Annotated in this window: 21 protein-coding genes and 1 tRNA gene; 10 read left to right on the forward strand and 12 right to left on the reverse strand. The window is 62.9% G+C overall.

Features of this window, described 5'->3' with window-relative positions:
• The 3 genes from BT108_RS12280 to BT108_RS12290 form a co-directional block, all read left to right on the forward strand.
• The coding region (locus BT108_RS12280; RefSeq protein WP_072294879.1) for a NapC/NirT family cytochrome c at positions 1-551 on the forward strand (551 nt) is incomplete at its 5' end.
• 155 nt (positions 552-706) lie between these two features.
• Positions 707-1,483, forward strand: coding sequence for a hypothetical protein (locus tag BT108_RS12285; RefSeq protein WP_072294863.1), 777 nt, complete (start codon positions 707-709; stop codon positions 1,481-1,483).
• 245 nt (positions 1,484-1,728) lie between these two features.
• Positions 1,729-3,240 (forward strand): DEAD/DEAH box helicase, encoded by a 1,512-nt coding sequence (locus tag BT108_RS12290; protein WP_072294880.1) that lies wholly within the window; start codon positions 1,729-1,731, stop codon positions 3,238-3,240.
• A 29-nt stretch (positions 3,241-3,269) separates the two neighbouring features.
• Here BT108_RS12290 and lspA read toward each other — a convergent pair whose 3' ends face one another.
• The 3 genes from lspA to BT108_RS12305 are packed head-to-tail and all read right to left on the reverse strand — an operon-like array spanning position 3,270 to position 7,585.
• Positions 3,270-3,737, reverse strand: a complete 468-nt coding sequence (lspA, locus tag BT108_RS12295; RefSeq protein WP_072294864.1) for a signal peptidase II — start codon at positions 3,735-3,737, stop codon at positions 3,270-3,272.
• Positions 3,738-3,776: 39 nt separating this feature from the next.
• A complete protein-coding gene (gene ileS / locus BT108_RS12300) occupies positions 3,777-6,572 on the reverse strand; it encodes an isoleucine--tRNA ligase (protein WP_072294865.1) in 2,796 nt (931 codons plus the stop codon).
• 5 nt (positions 6,573-6,577) lie between these two features.
• Positions 6,578-7,585, reverse strand: coding sequence for a bifunctional riboflavin kinase/FAD synthetase (locus BT108_RS12305; RefSeq protein WP_072294866.1), 1,008 nt, complete (start codon positions 7,583-7,585; stop codon positions 6,578-6,580).
• 274 nt (positions 7,586-7,859) lie between these two features.
• On the opposite strand from BT108_RS12305, the gene BT108_RS12310 reads away from it, so the two are divergent.
• From BT108_RS12310 to BT108_RS12320, 3 genes are all read left to right on the forward strand, one after another.
• Positions 7,860-7,935: transfer RNA gene (locus tag BT108_RS12310), tRNA-Phe, on the forward strand.
• A gap of 336 nt (positions 7,936-8,271) precedes the next feature.
• Complete coding sequence (locus BT108_RS12315) at positions 8,272-8,787, forward strand: hemerythrin domain-containing protein (protein WP_072294867.1); 516 nt, start codon at positions 8,272-8,274, stop codon at positions 8,785-8,787.
• 562 nt (positions 8,788-9,349) lie between these two features.
• Positions 9,350-10,033 carry an MT-A70 family methyltransferase gene (locus BT108_RS12320; RefSeq protein ID WP_143142493.1) on the forward strand — a complete coding sequence of 228 codons (684 nt, stop codon included), beginning with the start codon at positions 9,350-9,352 and terminating at the stop codon, positions 10,031-10,033.
• A gap of 81 nt (positions 10,034-10,114) precedes the next feature.
• Here the strand turns inward: BT108_RS12320 and BT108_RS13380 are convergent, their stop codons facing one another.
• From BT108_RS13380 to BT108_RS12345, 6 genes are all read right to left on the reverse strand, one after another.
• The gene (locus tag BT108_RS13380) at positions 10,115-10,534 is read right to left on the reverse strand and encodes a DUF3322 domain-containing protein (RefSeq protein WP_255369721.1); all 420 of its coding nucleotides are present in this window, start codon (positions 10,532-10,534) and stop codon (positions 10,115-10,117) included.
• A 51-nt stretch (positions 10,535-10,585) separates the two neighbouring features.
• Complete coding sequence (locus tag BT108_RS12330) at positions 10,586-11,809, reverse strand: type II toxin-antitoxin system HipA family toxin (RefSeq protein ID WP_072294869.1); 1,224 nt, start codon at positions 11,807-11,809, stop codon at positions 10,586-10,588.
• On the reverse strand, positions 11,806-12,117 hold the full coding sequence (locus BT108_RS12335; protein ID WP_072294870.1) for a helix-turn-helix domain-containing protein: 312 nt from the start codon (positions 12,115-12,117) through the stop codon (positions 11,806-11,808). Before BT108_RS12335 ends, BT108_RS12330 begins: the two co-directional genes overlap by 4 nt.
• A gap of 59 nt (positions 12,118-12,176) precedes the next feature.
• The gene (locus BT108_RS14350; RefSeq protein WP_369817152.1) at positions 12,177-12,551 is read right to left on the reverse strand and encodes a hypothetical protein; all 375 of its coding nucleotides are present in this window, start codon (positions 12,549-12,551) and stop codon (positions 12,177-12,179) included.
• Positions 12,458-12,829, reverse strand: coding sequence for a DEAD/DEAH box helicase family protein (locus tag BT108_RS14015; RefSeq protein ID WP_218184868.1), 372 nt, complete (start codon positions 12,827-12,829; stop codon positions 12,458-12,460). The genes BT108_RS14350 and BT108_RS14015 overlap by 94 nt, the downstream gene beginning before the upstream one ends.
• A 124-nt stretch (positions 12,830-12,953) precedes the next feature.
• On the reverse strand, positions 12,954-13,820 hold the full coding sequence (locus BT108_RS12345) for a YicC/YloC family endoribonuclease (protein ID WP_072294871.1): 867 nt from the start codon (positions 13,818-13,820) through the stop codon (positions 12,954-12,956).
• A 300-nt stretch (positions 13,821-14,120) separates the two neighbouring features.
• On the opposite strand from BT108_RS12345, the gene rph reads away from it, so the two are divergent.
• Genes rph through hemW form a run of 3 tightly spaced genes read left to right on the forward strand, consistent with a single transcriptional unit; the run spans position 14,121 to position 16,700 of the window.
• Positions 14,121-14,840, forward strand: coding sequence for a ribonuclease PH (rph, locus tag BT108_RS12350; RefSeq protein ID WP_072294872.1), 720 nt, complete (start codon positions 14,121-14,123; stop codon positions 14,838-14,840).
• Positions 14,837-15,463, forward strand: a complete 627-nt coding sequence (gene rdgB / locus BT108_RS12355) for an RdgB/HAM1 family non-canonical purine NTP pyrophosphatase (RefSeq protein WP_072294873.1) — start codon at positions 14,837-14,839, stop codon at positions 15,461-15,463. The genes rph and rdgB overlap by 4 nt, the downstream gene beginning before the upstream one ends.
• A gap of 13 nt (positions 15,464-15,476) precedes the next feature.
• On the forward strand, positions 15,477-16,700 hold the full coding sequence (gene hemW / locus BT108_RS12360) for a radical SAM family heme chaperone HemW (protein WP_072294874.1): 1,224 nt from the start codon (positions 15,477-15,479) through the stop codon (positions 16,698-16,700).
• A gap of 10 nt (positions 16,701-16,710) precedes the next feature.
• Here the strand turns inward: hemW and trmB are convergent, their stop codons facing one another.
• From trmB to thiS, 3 genes are read right to left on the reverse strand one after another with little or no spacing between them, the layout of a single operon-like run.
• A complete protein-coding gene (gene trmB, locus BT108_RS12365) occupies positions 16,711-17,421 on the reverse strand; it encodes a tRNA (guanosine(46)-N7)-methyltransferase TrmB (RefSeq protein WP_072294875.1) in 711 nt (236 codons plus the stop codon).
• A gap of 38 nt (positions 17,422-17,459) precedes the next feature.
• Positions 17,460-18,260 carry a thiazole synthase gene (locus BT108_RS12370; protein ID WP_072294876.1) on the reverse strand — a complete coding sequence of 267 codons (801 nt, stop codon included), beginning with the start codon at positions 18,258-18,260 and terminating at the stop codon, positions 17,460-17,462.
• Between the two features lie 4 nt (positions 18,261-18,264).
• Entirely contained in the window at positions 18,265-18,507 is a 243-nt protein-coding gene (gene thiS / locus BT108_RS12375) for a sulfur carrier protein ThiS (RefSeq protein ID WP_072294877.1), read from the reverse strand.
• 209 nt (positions 18,508-18,716) lie between these two features.
• Between thiS and BT108_RS12380 the strand changes: the two genes are divergently transcribed.
• Positions 18,717-19,415: a type 1 glutamine amidotransferase domain-containing protein gene (locus BT108_RS12380; protein ID WP_072294878.1), complete on the forward strand. Its 699-nt coding sequence runs from the start codon at positions 18,717-18,719 to the stop codon at positions 19,413-19,415.
• Positions 19,416-19,850: the final 435 nt, after the last annotated feature.

Below are 19,850 nucleotides of genomic sequence, written 5' to 3' on the forward strand. Positions count from 1 at the left end.
CCAGTTGCCACTCCATGTCCTATCCCCTGGAGGAACTCAAGGAGTCGTCCCACTACGGGGCGCTGGGGGTCAATCCGGGCTGCAAGGACTGTCACATCCCGCAGGGGTTCAAGAACTTCCATCTGGCGGTGGCGACCCATGTGGTCGATGGCGCGCGCGAGTTGTACCTGGAGTTTGCCAATGATTACTCCACCCTGGAGAAGTTCAACGAGCGCAGGCTGATCATGGCGCACGATGCGCGGCTGAACCTGAAGAAGTGGGACAGCCGCACCTGCCGGGAGTGCCACCGCAATCCGCAGCCCCCCGGAGCCGACGCCAAGGCTGCGCACCTGAAGATGGAGACCGAGGGCGCCACCTGCATCGATTGCCACCAGAACCTGGTGCACAAGGAGGTCGCCGAGACCGACCTCAATGCCAGCCTCAAGGAGGGCAAGATGGTGCTCAAGTCCTCCAAGGAGGAGGAGGACGACGACGATGAGGACGACGACGACGAGGATTCCTCCAGCAGCCCCTCCCAGGAAGAATCCGACGAGCCCGCAGACGATGAATGACCAGGAGTGATATCCCACGCCAAGGCGTGCAGTCATGGCATTCGCCGCGCCGTCGCCGGGCGATGCGGTCGACCACCCGCCACCTCTCGTCGCCGGAATGCCGCAGGGCGCGCCGGTCGTGACCGGCCCGTGTTGGTCCCTGCTGTAAAGTAGGCATGCTGCGCAACTTCCCCCCTCCCGACGTCGCGTGCGTCCATAGATTCCGCGACTACTTCATCGCCGGACTGACTTTTTTCTGCGTGGCAATCAGCCTGGCGATGGACGCGGAAGGAAGCATGGCCCAGCAGAATTTCATGGGATTCATCGCCTGGACGTTCCTGGCCGGGCTCCTGCTCGGAGAAAGCAAGGAAGTGCGGATGCAGGTGCTCATTGCGGTAGCCTTCGCCACGCTGGGCGAGCACTTCGCCTCCATCTACATGGGAGGCTATACCTACCGGTTCGAGAACGTGCCGGCCTACGTGCCGCCGGGTCACGGCATGGTCTACCTGACCGCAGTGGCGCTGGCGCGGTCTGGCCTCTTCCAGAAGCACGCGCGCCGCATCGCTGCGTTCGTGGTGCTGGCCTGCGGCCTGTGGTCGGCCTGGGGCGTCAGCGGCTACCCCGAGCAGGGCGACCAGGTCGGCGCGATACTGTACTGCGTATTCCTCATCTACCTGTTCAAGGGGCGTTCGCCCATGGTCTACCTGGCGGCGTTCTTCATCACCACCTGGCTGGAGCTCATAGGCACTGCAGCCGGGACGTGGCGCTGGGCATCCCTGGAACCCATCTTCTCGTTGTCGCAAGGCAATCCTCCCAGCGGAGTTGCCGCATGGTACTGCCTGGTGGATGCTGTGGCGATCGGGGGCGCACCGCCCACGCTGAGGATCCTGGGAAAGGCCGGCGAGTGGCTGGGAATGCGCAAGGGAGCACGCCAGGGTGCGAGAAACGACTGACGCTCTGACCGGCATGCCTGTTTCATGAGGATCCTCACTCCCTGCCTGGAATTCCGGCAAGGTATTGTTGTGATGCCGTTTTTTCATGTAACATGGAACATGGCTCCCGGATCACGGCATGCCATTCTGCCCAGGGTACAATTCCATCGATCCGTTTTCCTTCGACCCAGTGCCAGCCTCTTCCCCTCCTGCCCTGCCCAGTTTGCATGCAGCAAGCCATGGTGGGCAATCCGGAAACAATGACCATGACGTTTGATCAACTCGGCCTGTCCCCCGAGATCCTGCGAGCCATCGCGAATCAGGGCTATACGGAACCCACCCCCATCCAGGCCCAGGCGATTCCGCCGATCCTGCAAGGCAAGGACATCATGGGCGGCGCCCAGACCGGCACCGGCAAGACTGCCGGCTTTACCCTGCCCATGCTGCACCGGCTGCAACGCCATGCCAATACCAGCGTTTCGCCTGCCCGCCACCCGATCCGTGCGCTGATCCTGGTGCCCACCCGAGAGTTGGCGGCACAGGTGTACGAAAGCGTGCAGGCCTACGGCAAGTACGTACCGCTGAAGTGTGCCGCGATCTACGGTGGCGTGAACATCGATCCCCAGATCAAGACGCTGCGCGCAGGCGTGGAAATCCTGGTGGCGACACCGGGACGTCTGCTGGACCACGTCGAACAGAAGACCATCCAGCTTTCCAAGATCGAGATCCTGGTGCTGGATGAGGCAGATCGCATGCTGGACATGGGATTCATCCCCGACATCCGGCGAATCCTGGCCCAGATACCGTCCCAGCGCCAGAGTCTCATGTTCTCGGCCACTTTTTCCGACGAGATCAAGAAGCTGGCCGACAAGCTGCTGAAGGAGCCGGTATTGATCGAGGTGGCCCGCCGCAATTCGATTACCGAACTGGTGACGCACGTGGTGCATCCGGTGGATCGAGAACGCAAGCGCGAATTGCTGGCCCACCTGATCGAATCGCAGGATCTGAAGCAGGTGCTGGTCTTCGTGCGCACCAAGCACGGTGCCAGCCGCCTGGCGCTGCAGCTGAAGCGCGACGGCATCACCGCCACCGCGATCCATGGCGATAAAAGCCAGCCTCAGCGCATGCAGGCGCTGGCCGACTTCAAGGAAGGCGCGGTACGGGTGCTGGTGGCCACGGACGTGGCGGCACGAGGGCTGGACATCGAGGATCTGTCCCACGTCGTCAACTTCGAGCTGCCCACGACACCGGAAGACTATATCCACCGCATTGGCCGCACCGGCCGTGCCGGAACCCGAGGCGACGCCATCTCCCTGGTGTGCGAGGAGGAGCGCGAGCTGCTCGACGGCATCCAGAAGCTCCTGAAGGTCAAGCTCGACTCGCACGTCGTCAGCGGGTTCGAGGTGGGCGCGCACCCTGCCGGCGAACCGACAGGTGCCCGGGCTCGACCAGACCGAAATGCGCCGGGGAGACCGGATCGCAAAAAACCGGCCGAATCCCGCAGGCATGAAGGCGAGACACGCCCGGCACCCGGGGCGAAGAGTCCCAGAAAACAGGAAACGCGCAAGGACAAAAGCCCCTCGCGCAACGGCCGCGCGTCACCGCCCAGCGACCCCCTGTTCACGCAGCCCTATACGCCGCCGGATACCCAGTCCACCTCTCCAGGCAGTTCAATCCCCATCGATCGCAACAGACATCCGAACCATCTGCGCCGCAAGCAGCCGGTACCCGCTCTCTTCATGCCGCGCACCGCGCCCGAACCCACTCGGGACGAATAATCCCCGGTGCGGCCGGGCACGCCATCCTCTTACACCGACTTCCTGCGCAGGAAACTGTCCACGATCAACAGCATCGCGCCGCAGAAAATTGCCGAGTCCGCCACGTTGAATGCCGGCCAGTGATAACCGGCGGCATGAAAATCCAGGAAGTCGACGACGTGGCCCAGCGCGATGCGATCCCACAGGTTCCCCAACGCGCCCCCCAGTATCAGGCTCAACGCGACGCAGAACAGCTTCTCAGCCGCATGTTTGCGCAGCAGGTGCACGATCATCAACGAGGCGCCTGCCGCGATCGCGCTGAAGAACCAGCGCTGCCACCCGCCGGCATCGCTCAGGAAACTGAACGCGGCACCCGCGTTGTACGCCAGTACCAGGTTGAAGAAACCGGTTAAGGGAATGTGCTCTCCGTATGATAGGATAGCCTCCACCCAGCGCTTGGTGGCCAGATCCAGCGCCAGCACGACTGCTGCCAGTATCAGGCACCGAGACAGCTTCATCGCGCGCGTCGACTCCCGGGCAGGCGCGCCCGGGACTCATCACGCATGGTGCCGCGGCTCGCCTGCGCCGAACAGATTGGCCACACAGCGCCCACACAGCGTGGGATGGTCGGCATGTGCGCCCACGTCGCGCCGGTAGTGCCAGCAGCGCTCGCACTTGGGATGAGGGGAGGGCGCCACGAGGATTTCCATGTTTCCTTCCGTTGCATCCCGAACCACCCGCGCCTCCGAAGTGACCAGTACCAGCCGCAGGTCATCGCCCAGCGAGTCGAGCAGCGCATGATCGTCTCCACCGGCACGGATCTCGACGGTCGCAGCCAGCGAGGAGCCGATCTCTCCCCGGCCCCGAGACGCTTCCAGGCTTCCCTGCACCTGAGAGCGCAGCGCCCTCAGCCGGGTCCAGCGCTGGATCAGCACGGTCTCGTCCTGCAGCGCGGGATATTCATGCCATGTATGCAACAGCACGCTGTCGCCGGCGGCACCCGGCAGATGCTCCCATACCTCCTCGGCGGTAAAACTCAGGATGGGATCGAACAGGCGCACCAGGCCATGGGCGACATGATACAGCGCACTCTGCGCAGCACGACGCGGGATGCCGTTCGTGACAGCGGTGTAGAGCCTGTCCTTGAGGACATCCAGGTAGAAGCCGCCCAGATCCTCGGAGCAGAAATTGTGCAGCCGATGAACCGCCGAGTGAAATTCGTAACGCTCGTAGAATTGCACCATTTCTTCCTGGAACCGCCGCGTGAAGGCAAGCATGTAGCGGTCGATTTCCAGCCACCGCTCCACCGCCACGGCGTCGGCGACGGGATCGAAGTCCGCGAGGTTGGCAAGAAGAAAACGCAGCGTGTTGCGGATGCGCCGGTAGCTTTCCACGACACGCTTCAGGATTTCGTCCGAGATGAACAGCTCGCCGGAATAGTCGGTAGACGCCACCCACAGGCGCAAGATGTCTGCTCCCCAGGTATCCATCACCTTCTGCGGGGCAATCACGTTGCCCGTGGACTTGCTCATCTTGCGCCCCTGGCCGTCCACCACGAAGCCGTGGGTGAGCAGCGCCCGGTAGGGAGCGCGTGCATCGATCACGCACCCCGTGAGCAGTGACGACTGGAACCATCCGCGATGCTGGTCCGACCCTTCCAGGTAAAGATCGGCCGGATACCCGGGGCCGGATTTCAGCACCGTATCGTGCGTGGTGCCGGAGTCGAACCATACGTCCAGGGTGTCGGTGAGCTTCCGGTATTTCTGCGCATCGTCGCCCAGCAGCTCAGCCGCATCCAATGCGAACCACGCCTCGATGCCCTGCTGTTCCACGCGCCCGGCCACCTGCTCCAGCAACTCGTCGGTACGGGGATGCAGGGCACCGCTCTCCTCGTGCACGAAGAACGGGATCGGTACCCCCCAGTTGCGCTGGCGCGAGACGCACCAGTCGGGACGGTTCCTAATCATCGCCTCCAGGCGCGTCCGCCCCCAGGCGGGATAGAAATGGGTCGCATCCACCGCGTCCAGGGCGAGCTGCCGCAGGGTCTTTTCCTGGCGAAAATCCTCCGTCCAGGGACACTCGTTCATGCCGATGAACCACTGCGGCGTCGAGCGGAAGATGATCGGGGTCTTGTGGCGCCAGCAGTGCGGGTAGCTATGGCGGATGATCTCCCTGTGCAGCAGGTGCCCGCTTGCGGCGAGCGTGTCTATCACCGTGTCGTTGGCCTTCCATACGAACAGGCCGCCCACGACGGGCGTGCGGGCATCGAATATCCCCCTGCCATCCACCGGACTGTCGCCGGGGAGGCCGTATTTCTGCCCGACGATGTAGTCGTCCAGCCCGTGCGCCGGCGCGGTATGCACCAGCCCCGTACCGGCCTCCAGCGTCACGTGCCCGCCGCAGATGATCTTCACTCCTTCCCCGTTGAAGGGATGAAGCAACGGGATTCCCTCGAGCGCCGCACCCTTGCACGCCCCCCGCACGCCGCCTTCCAGCCCGTAGCGCCCAAGGCACGCACCCGCCAGCTCGGCCGCCAGGATCAGGCAGCCGCGCGGCGTCTCCACCAGCACGTAGTCGAGATCGGGATGCACCGCCACCGCCTGATTGGCGGGCAGCGTCCACGGCGTGGTGGTCCAGATGATCGCCTGTATCCCCTTCTCCGGCAGGGAAAGGCCGAAAGCTTGCGCCAGCATGTCCCGGCCGTCGGGTTCATGAATATCGAAACCGACGTCGATCGCCGGCGAAACCTTGTCTTCGTATTCGACCTCCGCCTCAGCCAGCGCGGAGCCACAGTCGATGCACCAGTTGACAGGCTTCTGCCCGCGATACAGCCGTCCGCTGCGATGGATCTTGCCGAGTGCGCGGATGATGCCCGCCTCGGTGCGATAGTCCATGGTGAGGTAGGGACGATCCCAGTCACCCAGCACGCCGAGCCGGATGAAATCCGACTTCTGCCGCTCCACCTGCTCCTGCGCGAAGGCGCGGCACAGCGCGCGCACCTGGTCCGGGGGTAGGTTCTTGCCGTGCTTCTTCTCGATCTGGTGCTCGATCGGCAGGCCATGGCAGTCCCAACCCGGCACATAGGGCGCGTCGAATCCCGAGAGTGTCTTCGCCTTGACGATGATGTCCTTGAGGATCTTGTTGACGGCATGGCCGATGTGGATGTCGCCATTGGCATAGGGCGGACCGTCGTGCAGGATGAAGCGGGGTCGTCCGCGGGAAACATCGCGGATCTGCCGATAGATGCCCTTTTCCTCCCAGGCCCGGAGCATGACGGGTTCGCGCCGGGCAAGGTCGCCGCGCATGGGAAAGGGCGTATCGGGCAGGTTGAGCGTTTTCTTGTAGTCGGTCATGAATGTCAGTTCAATATGCGCGAGGCTCCTGCAATGACGCCGGATGCCGCCACAGTGCATGAAGCAAAAAAGCGCCTGGCCTCCTCCGCATCCTGTGCGATCCGCTGCGCCAGTGTTTCCAGGTCGGGAAGCTTTTCCTCGTCGCGCAGCTTGTGCAGGAAATGCACGCGCAGGTGACGACCGTACAGCTCCCGGTCGAAATCGAACAAATGCACCTCCAGCACCGGCTTGCCGTGCTCGTGCACGGTCGGGCGCACGCCCAGGCTGGCGACGCCTCGCATCATTTCCGCCTGATCGGGCGGGATCAAGGCTGTAGCGGCATGAGGACGAATATCGACTTCCACTACGAATATACCCGACAGGGGAGGACGATTGTGCTTCAACTGGATATTGGCAGTGGGATAGCCAAGCACCTTTCCGAGCTTGTCGCCATGCACGACACGCCCACTGATGCTGTAGGGCCGGCCCAGCAGGATTTCCACCCGGCCCAGGCCGCCCTGCATCAATGCTTCCCGCACTGCCGTGCTCGATACCCGCAGTCCATCCACGACATAGGTCGGCATGGCCTCCGCCTCGTAGCCGCATTTTCCCGCGAACGCCTGCAGCAAGGCAAAATCACCGGCACGGCGCGCGCCGAAACGGAAATCGTCACCCACCAGGATCCACTTGACGGCCAGCCCATCCCGCAGGATGCGGACGATGAATTCCTCCGCACCGATCCTGGCAAAATCATAGTCGAAGCGGCACACCTGCACCCGCTCCACGCCCGCCGCGGCCAGCAGTTCGAGTTTCTCCCGCAGGCTGGTGAGCCGCGTGGGCGCCCGGTCCGGTGCGAAGAATTCGCGCGGATGCGGCTCGAAGACCATGACGCAGGCAACCACCCCCAGCCGATCAGCCGTCTCCCGCAGACGGGCAAGCATCGCCTGGTGACCCCGGTGCACCCCATCGAAATTGCCGATGGTCAGCGCGACCGGCGCCTCGCCCTCTGCGGGGATACCTCGGAAAACACGCATGACGGAATGCTACTAAAAGGCTGAATTGTAGCCTGCGGCGGGCAAGCGGGTCTACACGGCGTATGGGCGACCCCCAGCGCCGCAACGGTGGCCCAAAATCCACGCTGCCCCCAAACCCGTATCTCGACGTCCACAGGGATTCATTCCGGCTTGCGCTTCGTGTTTCCACGGATATTGCGCTGTGCTAGAATCGGGCACTTCCGAAGACCGTCACTATTAGGCGGCTGTCGCGAGGCGATCCTGTCGCGACTGGAAAATGCAAGCACGCTTCAAAGGCCAAGTAGCTCAGTCGGTAGAGCAGAGGACTGAAAATCCTTGTGTCGGTGGTTCGATTCCGCCCTTGGCCACCATCCCCTCATCCTTTCAGCTCTCCTGAACCCGATAGTTTCGACGTTATACGGGTTTGCTATCTCGCGCGCCTCATTCTATCCCACTGCATCCGATCCAGCTCCTCGAGAACTGAAGGGACATCCTCCCACCCCAGGTATCCGGGAATGCCCGGGCTGTCTCTTTCCTGGCGTTCTTCCGAATAGCCCGTCTTGGCGTACGCATGCGGCAAAGGCACCCTGCGTTCTCAATGTGTCCCACCGTACCGATCCGGAAAGAGCATGAACCAATAATGACTTCTCCTATTTCATATTGGAACAGACGTTCCAAGCCTGTTCCACTCACATGAGGAGCAAACCATGGCCCAGCAACGATCCCCCCGTTCCAATGCGACCGATTCCGGGGCGGACGCACTGAAACTGCTCAAAGCGGACCACCGGAAGGTGAAAAAATTATTCGATGAATTCGAGGAAATCAAGGACAAGCCCCGCAGCAACCAGAAGAAGGGGGAGCTCGTCCGGCAGATCTGTGCCGAGCTGACGCTGCACGCGGAAGCCGAAGAGGCCATCCTATACCCGGCCGCGCGCAAGGTCATCAAGGATGAGGAATTGATGGACGAAGCCGACGTGGAACACGCCGGGGCCAAGGAACTCATCGCCCAGCTGGAGGCCATGGATCCCGAGGACAGCCATTACGACGCCAAGGTGACCGTCTTGCGTGAATACATCCTCCACCACGTGAAGGAGGAGGAAAGCGAAATGTTCCCCAAGATCGAGAAAGCCAGACTCGACCGTGAGAAACTGGGCGACGAACTGGCGCATTTCAAGGAGGAGCATGAAGCAGACGTGGAATCCGCCATCCACGATAAGCGCTAGATGCAATCAGCCGAAAAATTCGATTGGGCAAAGCGCGGTACCGCACAGAAAGTTTTAAGTCAAACCATTAGTATGAGAATGCCATTGGTTGGGTTCATCCTCCCTGACAACCAGTGTCCTCCCCCCTGGTAGTCGCACGACTTCCAGGTTTTTTTTTGCTTCATCGAAAGTTGCGAGGGAAAGCGGCACGGATTTTTGGGAAGTAATGCCTGGTTGCGATATCGGTAGGCCAGGCAGGATGGATGAGATGAATGACAAATCCATCGCAGCTTTGTCCGGGAAACGATGGGTTATGCTGCGCTCCATCCATCCTGCCCCTGCTGATTCGCTCTGCGCTATTCCGCGATGAACCTTTCATGCTCAATCATTCTGTCCATCCGATTCGGCGGTGGGTTGTTACCGATCATGCGCCAGCGATCGACACTCTCTCCGCACTTGACCCCATCATCGCCTCCATTACGGGATATAATTTTGATGCTTGGCGTGAATTTTTTCTTCGAATGCACTCCGGCCCAATCAGAGCAACCCCGCCACAGGTCAATCCTAATACATGGCCGGAAACATGCCGCCGACATCCGACCCTGCAACCGACCTGCTGGCCTGCCTGGACGGCAGGCGTTTCAGCACCATCCTCGCGGACCCTCCCTGGCAGTTCCGCAACCGCACCGGCAAGATGGCGCCGGAACACCGGCGCCTGAGCCGGTACGGCACGCTGACGCTCGACAGCATCCTTTCCCTGCCGGTCGATGTCATCGCCGCCGAAACGGCCCATCTCTATCTCTGGGTACCCAATGCGCTCCTCCCCGAGGGGCTCAGAGTGATGGAAACATGGGGATTCGCGTACAAGAGCAACCTCGTGTGGCACAAAATCCGCAGGGATGGCGGATCGGACGGCCGGGGAGTGGGGTTCTACTTCCGTAATGTCACGGAACTGCTCCTGTTCGGCGTACGCGGCAGGCACGCCCGCACTCTTGCGCCCGGCCGCCGGCAGGTGAACCTGCTCGCAAAGCAAAAGCGGGAACACTCGCGCAAGCCCGATGAAATGTACGGCATCATCGAAGCCTGCAGCCGCGGCCCCTATGTCGAACTGTTCGCGCGCGGCACGCGGCCCGGCTGGTCGACGTGGGGCAACGAGGCCGATGAGAATTACCGTCCGACCTGGGATACCTATGCCAACCACTCCCGTAGCGGCATCACGTCCGCTGCCAGCGACACCGTCGCTTCATCCGTCCCTGTTGAACCCTGACCCTGCGGCCGGCGCCGTTCGGAGATGACTCCAGGGCCTATTACAGTAATACTTGTTTCGTGCTCGCGACGGTAACGGATTTCAGCCGGAACGAGGCGCGCGCCGTGCGGCAGAGTAAGCTCTGCGAGCGGGGAGTAACGATGGGCCGGGTGAAATCCCCCCCAATATCAAACTGGAGTTGACATCTCCCGTTGACCCTGAGTCATCGAATACCAGATCAGAGATAAGTCCCTTGCACGATTCCAGCCATTTGCTGTCGACCCCAGCAACCGGAATCTGTCGTGGATAGAGACCGGAATTCGGATTGCCACTGATCCACTCCAGCATCTCCAACAGACGCCGAAAATCGGCATCGTCATAGCCCGCGAGAACATCGAAGTATCTCTGCAACTGCTGAACCATTGCCGGCCAATGTGCAATGGGTACCCACCCGTTTCCTATTGAATGAATTGAGGAAAGCAGCTTCGAAACACATGAGAGATCGATGTCATGAACGACCACCCCCGGAAGCCGCGGAGCAGGGTGGCAATGGTCTTCTTCCTCTCATGTCATTTACTTTCGCAGCCGCTTGCAACATGCATCGATTGCCGCCTGCATAAGATGCACTGTCGTTGTACGAATCGGGAATGCCGCCGCGCGCTGGGCGAAGGTCGCTGCCGGTTCGAGCATCCGGTCGATGATGATCCCGGCTGCCTCCATTGGCACGCCGCCCTCCGATGCCAGGCGCAGCAAATGGCTTCGCTCCACGACATCGCCTTCGCCGCAAATATCCATATGATGCTGGCCCATCGGGCCTTCGCTGAAGCTCAGGTCGAAGGCCGGGGCCAGCCGCCAGCGCCGATCCTGCCCGAGGCGCCAGGCGAAGTTCTTCGGGTGGTCGTCGCGGTTGTGGAACAGCACATTGAAGACGGCTCGCGCGTAGGCCTTCTCCACCTCGCGCTCGTCGCGGGTGAGCAGGCATGTGGCGCGCAGGAGGGCAGTGTAGTCCGCGCTGCCGGGCAGGCGGAAGTCGACCTGCAGCAGGCCCGCCAGGCTGTGCAGCGGCACGCGCAGGCCCCGTTCTCGATCAAAGCGCGCCACACCGAAGGCGGCCAGCGTGGGCGACAGGTCGAACCATGCGGTAGCTGGCACCTCCAGCCCGCAGTCGCGGGCCAACTCGGCATAAATCTGCTCGATGGCACTGACTTCCTTGTGCTCGCCCTGGGCGGGGAACTTCACCAGCCAGGGTTCGCCTGGGGCGTCGCCGCGCGTGCTGATGCGACCCGATCCTGCGTCGTACTGCACCAGCGCCTTGGGCCGTGCGCCTTGCGGGGAGCCTCCCGTCAACGCGAGTTCGCGCAGGGCGGCACCCGCTTCGCCGGCCACGGCGCGCTCGCTTTCCTTGGCCAGGGCCAGCAGATTCCAATCAGGTTCCTGCGCATCGGGTTCCGCGGACGGCACGAAGCGCAGGGCGCCCATGGCGCGATCCCCGATGAAGGCCAGACGATCCAGTGGCCCTGGATGGCGCAAACTCCGCTGGCGAAACAGCCGGTCCATCAGCAGCAGGCCCCAGCCGTCAGGCAGGCTGTCGGCGATCAGGCCCGGCAAACGATGCAAATGCTGCGGAAAACCGCCATAGGCTGCCGCGCTCAGCTTCAAGTGCAGTGGCGACAATTCCAATCCTTGCGCCAGCGCCGCAGACGAATATTCGAACAGCAGCGTAGCGCCGTCATCGGCCAGCAGGCCCAGCGGCCAATCCTCGCCCCAGCCACGATAATGGACGGACAGCCTTCTCACGAACGCTTACGGTGCGGGGCCCGTCGCCGCCGGGTTGCCGCCTCGGCCTGCTCCATCTGGGCGATGGACTGGCGCTTGAGCGCGAACAAACTCTCCAGCTCGTCCGCCAGACCGAGCGCCCGCACCGCGCGAACCAGGGTTTCCAGCGAAGACTGCCCGCTGCCCTCCAACTTGCGAAGCGCCCCCAACGACAAACCGGCCATCTTGGCCAGCTCGTGCTGGGGCAGGCCCTGGGCCAACCGCTGCACGCGAAGACGCTGGCCCAGGGCCTGGAGAATTTCATCTGTCGATGAAAAATAAAGAACCATTTAAATGTTCTTTATATGGGAAAAATGAGATTAATAGATATTAATGTGTGTATTATACATTATGTTGAGTTGTCATTTGGCGATCTCTTGATAGATGTCGATCTCCCTGCCGCCGATAAATAATTCGCCGATCCCGTTGCAAGGAGTTCCCGGTAGCGCCTTGCCTGAGCAAGTGCGCCAACAAGATGCTCGCCGTCTTGATTCATCAAGAACTCCTGATACAGCGTCGATGTTCCGGTGTAGTGCTGCCCAATGCAGTTCATGGCGTTCCGCGGGGCTGACAGGGCTGACTCGATTTCGTCGCGCGAGGCATTGAATAGCGAAGTGGATCGGCTGCTGGTTAATATGGCAGAGTCATTATGTCCGACATATTTATTCCGACGATTCCGAATCTGCACGCAAGCCTCGTCGAAGACGTCGAGCAGCGGCTCCAATCTGGACGCGACTTCATTCTCGCCGCGTTCTTCAGGAAGCGCTTGGTCTTGTTGATCTTGTTGCCGAAGTAGCTGGCAGAAAGTTTGTGGGCTTCGTCGACCACGACCAAGTCCCATTGCGTGAGCATCCGCTTTTCTTGCAGGTTTTCGGCGCGCGCCAGTTGATCGACGCGGGCGACCAGCAGGTCAAAGTCGTCGAAAGGGTTGCCGCTGCGCGACCAAGCTGCCGGGCGTGACGATACGCACGACTTCTCCTGGCTCCAGGCCCGAGATGACATCGCTCTTCTGGATCTGTTCGAGCTTCAGCATGATGAAATCATTTCGTGACAGATGCGTTGCAACCGGGCGTCGACAGTCGATGCGGCATTCTCTCAGGAGGAGATCACAGGAACTGGCAAAACCTCACTCGATGTTCTGCACCTGCTCCCGCATCTGCTCGATCAGCACCTTGAGCTCCACGGAAATCCTGGAGACCTCCACGTCGACGGATTTCGAACCCAGCGTGTTGGCCTCGCGGTTGAGCTCCTGCATCAGGAAATCCAGGCGCTTGCCGACGGTGCCGCCGCCGGACAGGATGCGCTCCACCTCGTTCAGGTGCGCCTGCAGCCGGGAGAGTTCCTCGTCCACGTCGATCTTGCCCATGAACAGCAGCAGTTCCTGACGAATGCGATCGTCATCCTGACCGATCATGGCCTCGTCCAGCCGGCACTTGACCTTCTCCTGGAAGGCGGCGATCAGGGCGGGAATGCGCGGCGAGACCTCGGCCACGAGGCGGCGCATGCTTTCGAGGCGCTCGCGCAGCATGGCCTCGAGCTTCGCACCTTCGCGCGCGCGCGCGGCGGAAAACCCCTCCAGGACAGTGCGCAGCAGCTCCATACAGGATTCAGCGACGACTTCCGCAGGCAGGTGATCGGCACCGAGCATGCCGGGCCAGCGCAGGATGTCCGCCACCTCGAGGCCCCGCGCCTCCGGCAGCACCACCCTGACGGCCCGATCCAGCTCCATCAGGTTCTGCAGCAGCCCGGCGTTGATATGCTGCGCTTCATCAGCATGAGCCAGCCGCACCACGTTGACGCGGCATTCGATCTTGCCCCGGTTCAGCCGGGCGACCAGGAGCTCCCGCATCCTAGGCTCGAGCGTGCGCAGTTCGTCGGGCAGGCGGAACTGGATGTCGAGGTAGCGGTTGTTGACGGCACGCAGTTCCATGCTCAGCGAACCGCAGGGCATCGCCTTTGTCTCCGCCGCGTAGCCGGTCATGCTGTGAATCATGTCCGCGTCACCGCTAACCTCCCGATCCCGAACCCGGCGGACCCCTCCGCAGGAAGCCCCGGACCCATTGCCAGGGTACGCCGCCGGATTCAGTCTGGTTACGTCGAGAATGCGTTAAAATGGAAGAACGCCGCAAGAAGCATGCGAAAGTCCCATGAAGCCATCAGGGATTATGCCACAACACGCCTGTGCTTCGTGCCTACCGAGATTCGATGATCAAAAGACTGCCCATCGAGGCAGTCACCCATGTGCAACCGGCATACTCCCCCTAGCCACTGCCCTGCAAGGACCGCCACCACCATGCGCCCCAGCCACCGTACGCCCGACCAGCTTCGCAACGTCCACATCACCCGCCACTATACCCGGCATGCAGAGGGATCGGTGCTGATTGCCTGCGGCGATACGAAGGTGGTGTGCACTGCCAGCGTGGAGGAAAAGGTGCCCCCCTTTCTCAGGGGCAAGAACCAGGGCTGGGTCACCGCGGAATACGGCATGCTGCCGCGTTCCACCCACGAACGCATGCAGCGCGAGGCCGCGAAGGGCAGGCAATCCGGGCGCACGATGGAAATCCAGCGCCTGATCGGCCGCTCGCTGCGCTCGGTGGTGGATCTGGGTGGGCTGGGCGAGCGCACCATTCAGGTCGACTGTGACGTCATCCAGGCCGACGGCGGCACCCGCACCGCCAGCATCACGGGGGCATTCGTCGCGCTGTGCGATGCGGTGGACGTAGTGCTGCAGCGCCAGCTGATCCACGCCACGCCCATCCTGACGCACATTGCTGCCGTATCGGTCGGCATCTACAGGGGCGTGCCGGTGCTGGATCTGGACTACCTCGAAGACTCCGCCTGCGACACCGACATGAACGTGGTGATGACGGGCGACCTCGGCCTGGTAGAGGTGCAGGGCACCGCCGAAGGGGCGCCGTTCAGCCGCGAGGATCTGGACGCCATGCTCGGCCTGGCGCAGTCTGGCATCCAGCGCCTGATCGAGATCCAGAAGGCGGCGCTGGCAGGCGCATGAGCGCAGCGGGGGAATCCCGGCGCCTCGTGGTCGCCAGCGGCAATGCGGGCAAGCTCCGGGAAATCCGCCACCTGCTGGAACCCCTGGGCTTCGAGGTGCTGCCGCAGTCGGTCCTCGGCATCGCGGAGGCCGAAGAACCCTTCGATACGTTCGTGGAAAACGCCCTCGCCAAGGCGCGCCATGCCAGCGCGGCGTCGGGGCTGGCGGCGCTGGCGGACGATTCCGGCATCTGCGCCAACGCGCTGCGCGGCGGGCCGGGCATCCGCTCGGCACGCTACGCCGGGGAGCCCCGGTCGGATGCGCGCAACAACCGCAAGCTGGTCGATGCGCTCGCGGACCATGCCGACCACCGCGCTCATTACTACTGCGTCATGGTGCTGGTGCGCCATGCCGGCGACCCCCAGCCGATCATCGCCGATGGCGCCTGGCATGGAGAAATCGTGGGCGCGCCGCGCGGGAGCGGGGGCTTCGGCTACGATCCCCATTTCTTCCTCCCGGCGCTGGGAAAGACGGCGGCCGAGCTGCCCCTGGAGCAGAAGAACCGCATCAGCCATCGCGGCAAGGCGCTGGCGCGGCTCGTCGAATGCCTGCGCGCGGAAACCGGCAGCACCCCATCCGGGTGAAAGCGCCGCACCCATGACGGCGGCGGCCCTGGCTTCGCCCCTCTCACACGCGGAACCGGAAGCGCTGCAATCCCTGCCGCCGCTGAGCCTCTACATCCACATCCCCTGGTGCGTGAAGAAGTGCCCCTACTGCGACTTCAACTCGCACGAGATTCGCGGCGGCCGGGACAATCTGCCCGAAGCCGAGTACGTGGCGGCGCTGACCCGCGACCTGGAGACGGCCCTGCCCTCGATATGGGGCCGCAGGGTCGCCAGCGTGTTCTTCGGCGGCGGCACCCCCAGCGTGTTCTCCGCCCGCTCGATCGAGGCGCTGCTGGCCGCGGCGCGGATGCTGCTGCCGCTGGAACCCGGCGCCGAGGTCACATTGGAGGCCAACCCGGGGACGTTCGAGGCGAAAAAGTTCGCGGATTTCCGCAGCGCGGGCGTCAACCGCCTCTCCATCGGCATCCAGAGCTTCGACTCCCGGCACCTTCGAGCCCTCGGACGCGTGCACGACGGCAACGAGGCGCGCCGCGCAGTCGACATCGCCCTGGACAACTTCGACAACGTGAACCTCGACCTGATGTACGCCCTGCCGCACCAGACGCTGGAAGACGCGCGGCGCGACGTCGGCGCCGCCGCTAGCCACGGTGTCGCGCACATCTCGGCCTACCACCTCACGCTGGAGCCGAACACCCTGTTCTACCGCCAGCCGCCGCCGCTGCCGGACGACGACACGGCGGCGCAGATGCAGGCGACGGTCGAACAGGCGCTGCACCAACACGGCTACCTGAACTACGAAGTCTCCGCGTTCGCCCGGCCCGGCCGCGAATCGCGCCACAACATGAACTACTGGCTGTTCGGCGACTATCTGGGGATAGGCGCGGGGGCGCACAGCAAGATCAGCTTGGCTGACCGGATCGTGCGCCAGGTACGCTTCAGGCAGCCGAGGCAGTATCTCGCCCGTGCGCTGGACGCGTCCCCGCAGGCCACGCCCATCATGGCGCAGCACGAGGTGGACGGGACGGACCGCGGATTCGAGTTCATGATGAACGCGCTGCGTCTCACGCGGGGATTCGAGGCGAAAATTTTCACGGCGCGCACCGGCCTGCAGCTGGAAAGCCTGGTCAGCCAACTCGACGAAGCACAGCGGCGAGGGCTGATCACGCGCGACGGCGAGCACATCGCGCCCACGCCCCTGGGCAGGCGCTTCCTGAACGACCTGCTGCAAATCTTCCTGCCGGAACAACAGGAATAGGAGTGCGGTGTCAGGCAGGGATATCGCGACCGGTCCCTTCCGGCATTGCGCCGGTGCGCCTGAACACCAGATCCCACACGCCATGGCCCAGCCGCAACCCGCGCTGCTCGAACTTGGTCAGCGGGCGGTATGCGGGGCGGGGCGCGTAGCAGTCGACGGTATTGACGAGGCAGGGCTCGCCCCCCAGCACCTCCAGCATCCGGGCGGCGTAGTCCTCCCAGTCGGTCGCGACGTGAAGATAGCCCCCTTCCTTCAGGCAGCGGCAAAGCAGCGCCGCGAAGGGCGCCTGCACCAGCCGCCGCTTGTGGTGGCGCGCCTTGGGCCACGGATCCGGAAAGAAGATGTGTACCCCATCGAGGCAGCCGGGCGGCAACATCCAGCGCAGCACCTCCACCGCGTCGTGCTGGATGACGCGCACGTTCTCCAGCCCCCCCTCGTCTATCCGCTTGAGCAGGCTGCCCACCCCCGGCGTATGCACGTCGACGGCGAGATAGTCGTGCCCGGGACAGGCTGCGGCGATGGCGGCGGTGGTCTCGCCCATGCCGAAACCGATCTCCAGGAAACGCGGAGCACGCCTGCCGAAAACCTCGTCGAGATCCAGCGGCACCTGGGCAAACGGGATGCCGAAACGCGGCATCAGGGTGTCACAAGCGCGCCGCTGCGCCTCCGAGACGCGCCCCTGGCGAAGGACATAACTGCGGATGGGACGATGTTCCGCCATGCTGGAGTAAGGAACGGAAAAGGCCCTGCGGGCCAGGGTCAGGCGGTTTTCTTCGCGCCGCCGGCGATCAGGCCGGAAGTGGGCGAGCTTGCGCTCGCGCTGTAGAGTCTTTTTTCCATGCGGCCAGCCAGATAGGCTTCGCGCCCCGCCTCGACCGCCTTTTTCATGGCGGACGCCATCAGCACCGGATCCCTGGCCGCGGCAATGGCGGTGTTCATCAGCACGCCGTCACACCCCAGCTCCATCGCGATCGCCGCATCCGACGCCGTCCCGACTCCGGCATCGACGATGACGGGCACGTTGGCATTGTCGATGATGATCTGGAGGTTCCAGGGGTTGAGTATCCCCATGCCGGAACCGATCAGCGAGGCCAGCGGCATCACCGCCACACAGCCCATCTCCTCCAGCTGCCGCGCCGCGACCGGATCGTCCGAGGTATAGGCCATCACCTGGAAGCCTTCCTTTATCAGAATCTCGGCGGCCTTGAGGGTCTCCGCCATGTTGGGATAGAGCGTGCGCGGATCGCCCAGGACTTCCAGTTTCACCAGCGTGTGCCCCTCCAGCAGCTCGCGCGCCAGACGCAGGGTGCGCACGGCGTCCTCCAGCGTGTAGCACCCGGCCGTGTTGGGCAGAATGGTGTAGCGCGACGGCGGCAGCACGTCCAGCAGGTTCGGTTCGCCTGGATTCTGCCCGAGATTGGTGCGACGGATCGCCACGGTGACGATCCGGGCGCCGCTGGCGTCGACCGCCTCCCGCGTTTCGTCGAAATCGCGGTACTTGCCGGTGCCCACCAGCAACCGCGAGGAATAGGCCGTCCCGGCGACGACGAAATCATCCATCTGCCTAGCCCCCTCCCACCGCCACCACGATTTCGAGCCTGTCCCCGCTTGCCAGCACCTGCTCGCCGTACTGGCTACGCGGCACGATCTCGCCGTTGCGCTCCACGGCGATACGCTTGCCCTGCAGCGCCATGTGCGCCAGCAGTTGCGCGACGGTCGGCCCGGATACCGGACAGCCTTCCGATCCCTGCGTCCGCTCGGGCACAGGAAGAGACTGCAATTGCCCGTTGATGGTGAGTTGTATCATCCGGAACCGCCTGAATGCGGATGAGTCATGGAGACGATATGGTCAACGACCGAAGAGGGAATTATACGGCGATGCGATAGCCCCGTCGACAAACCCTGTCCGTAGAGTATCAGGCATGGCGTCACGGAACCACGGCCGCGACATGGGTATAATGACTGAAAAACCCGACAAAACCGCCGGGGACGACCATTCAAGAACCAGAGGTGACCATGAGCAGGAAAATCCTGGTGGTGCTGACCAGCATCGAGAAGTATCCGAACCTGGAGCGCGCGACGGGCCTGTGGCTGGGCGAGGCGGTGCACTTCGTGAAAAAGGTCGAGGCGGCCGGCTACGAAGTCGACTATGTGAGCCCCCAGGGCGGCTATACGCCCATCGACCCGCACAGCCTGTCCATGGCGCTCCCGGTCGATTGGGAGTGGTATCACGATAAAGCCTTCATGAATCGCCTGGGATCAACGCTCTCTCCGGACGAGGTCGACTCCGACGACTATGTCGCCATCTACTACGCGGGCGGGCATGGGGTGATCTGGGATTTTCCCGACAACCCCAAGCTGCAGGCGCTGAGCCGCAAGATCTACGAAAACGGCGGGGTCGTTTCCTCGGTATGCCATGGGGCAGCGGGCCTGCTCAACATCAAGCTGTCCGACGGCTCGCTGCTCATCACAGGCAGGAAGGTCACGGGCTTTTCCAACAAGGAAGAAGAGCTCGCGGAGCTGGACAGATTCGTGCCCTTCCTCACCGAGGACGAGATGTCTGCCCGTGGCGCCGTGTACAGGAAAGCCGCGGAACCCTGGGCTTCCTTCGCGATCGCGGACGGACGGCTGATCACGGGACAGAACCCAGCCTCGGGTGGCGCGGTGGCTGACCTGGTGCTGGCCGCGCTCCAGTCCAGCCGGGCTTCGGGATAACCCGTTTGCTACCGATATCTGCCACGTCCGCGGTAGCGTATAATCCAGGCAGCGGCGGGTGTAGCTCAATGGCAGCCCGGCAAGATGGGTGAAATGAAATGTAACCCATCGCGACGTTCTCCGGGAAATGATGGGTTGCGCTGCGCTCCACCCATCCTTGTATGATCAGAGATATTCAGATTTTGTTTGTGATGCAAGTAAGATGATGCTTCACTGGGGAAGCCGTCCCATCCTGAAGACAGGTTTTTTAAGGTCTGAGCTTGTGATGTAGATTGGCTCCCCGCCCTATTCGCCAATACCGTGGAGTATCCGAGGCTTTGAGCCTGTATACACAAGGATGGTAGGCGCGTGTGCAGGGTCGGGGAACCCGTGACATTGTATCGCGACTTCATTCGAGGATTCATCATGACACTTCAAACGACTGAACCCGGAACA

The organism is Nitrosovibrio sp. Nv17 (assembly GCF_900119085.1).
Lineage (GTDB): Bacteria > Pseudomonadota > Gammaproteobacteria > Burkholderiales > Nitrosomonadaceae > Nitrosospira.

Coding starts and splice junctions, on each gene's coding strand:
- BT108_RS12370 (WP_072294876.1), bottom strand. CDS start 18,260: ATGGATGATTTCGTCGTCGCCGGGACGGCCTATTCCTCGCGGTTGCTG.
- thiS (WP_072294877.1), bottom strand. CDS start 18,507: ATGATACAACTCACCATCAACGGGCAATTGCAGTCTCTTCCTGTGCCC.
- ileS (WP_072294865.1), bottom strand. CDS start 6,572: ATGACCGACTACAAGAAAACGCTCAACCTGCCCGATACGCCCTTTCCC.
- lspA (WP_072294864.1), bottom strand. CDS start 3,737: ATGAAGCTGTCTCGGTGCCTGATACTGGCAGCAGTCGTGCTGGCGCTG.
- rdgB (WP_072294873.1), top strand. CDS start 14,837: ATGAGCGCAGCGGGGGAATCCCGGCGCCTCGTGGTCGCCAGCGGCAAT.
- BT108_RS12345 (WP_072294871.1), bottom strand. CDS start 13,820: ATGATTCACAGCATGACCGGCTACGCGGCGGAGACAAAGGCGATGCCC.
- BT108_RS12315 (WP_072294867.1), top strand. CDS start 8,272: ATGGCCCAGCAACGATCCCCCCGTTCCAATGCGACCGATTCCGGGGCG.
- BT108_RS12380 (WP_072294878.1), top strand. CDS start 18,717: ATGAGCAGGAAAATCCTGGTGGTGCTGACCAGCATCGAGAAGTATCCG.
- BT108_RS12290 (WP_072294880.1), top strand. CDS start 1,729: ATGACGTTTGATCAACTCGGCCTGTCCCCCGAGATCCTGCGAGCCATC.
- BT108_RS12305 (WP_072294866.1), bottom strand. CDS start 7,585: ATGCGTGTTTTCCGAGGTATCCCCGCAGAGGGCGAGGCGCCGGTCGCG.
- BT108_RS12320 (WP_143142493.1), top strand. CDS start 9,350: ATGCCGCCGACATCCGACCCTGCAACCGACCTGCTGGCCTGCCTGGAC.
- BT108_RS12335 (WP_072294870.1), bottom strand. CDS start 12,117: ATGGTTCTTTATTTTTCATCGACAGATGAAATTCTCCAGGCCCTGGGC.
- BT108_RS14015 (WP_218184868.1), bottom strand. CDS start 12,829: ATGTCATCTCGGGCCTGGAGCCAGGAGAAGTCGTGCGTATCGTCACGC.
- trmB (WP_072294875.1), bottom strand. CDS start 17,421: ATGGCGGAACATCGTCCCATCCGCAGTTATGTCCTTCGCCAGGGGCGC.
- hemW (WP_072294874.1), top strand. CDS start 15,477: ATGACGGCGGCGGCCCTGGCTTCGCCCCTCTCACACGCGGAACCGGAA.
- BT108_RS12285 (WP_072294863.1), top strand. CDS start 707: ATGCTGCGCAACTTCCCCCCTCCCGACGTCGCGTGCGTCCATAGATTC.
- rph (WP_072294872.1), top strand. CDS start 14,121: ATGCGCCCCAGCCACCGTACGCCCGACCAGCTTCGCAACGTCCACATC.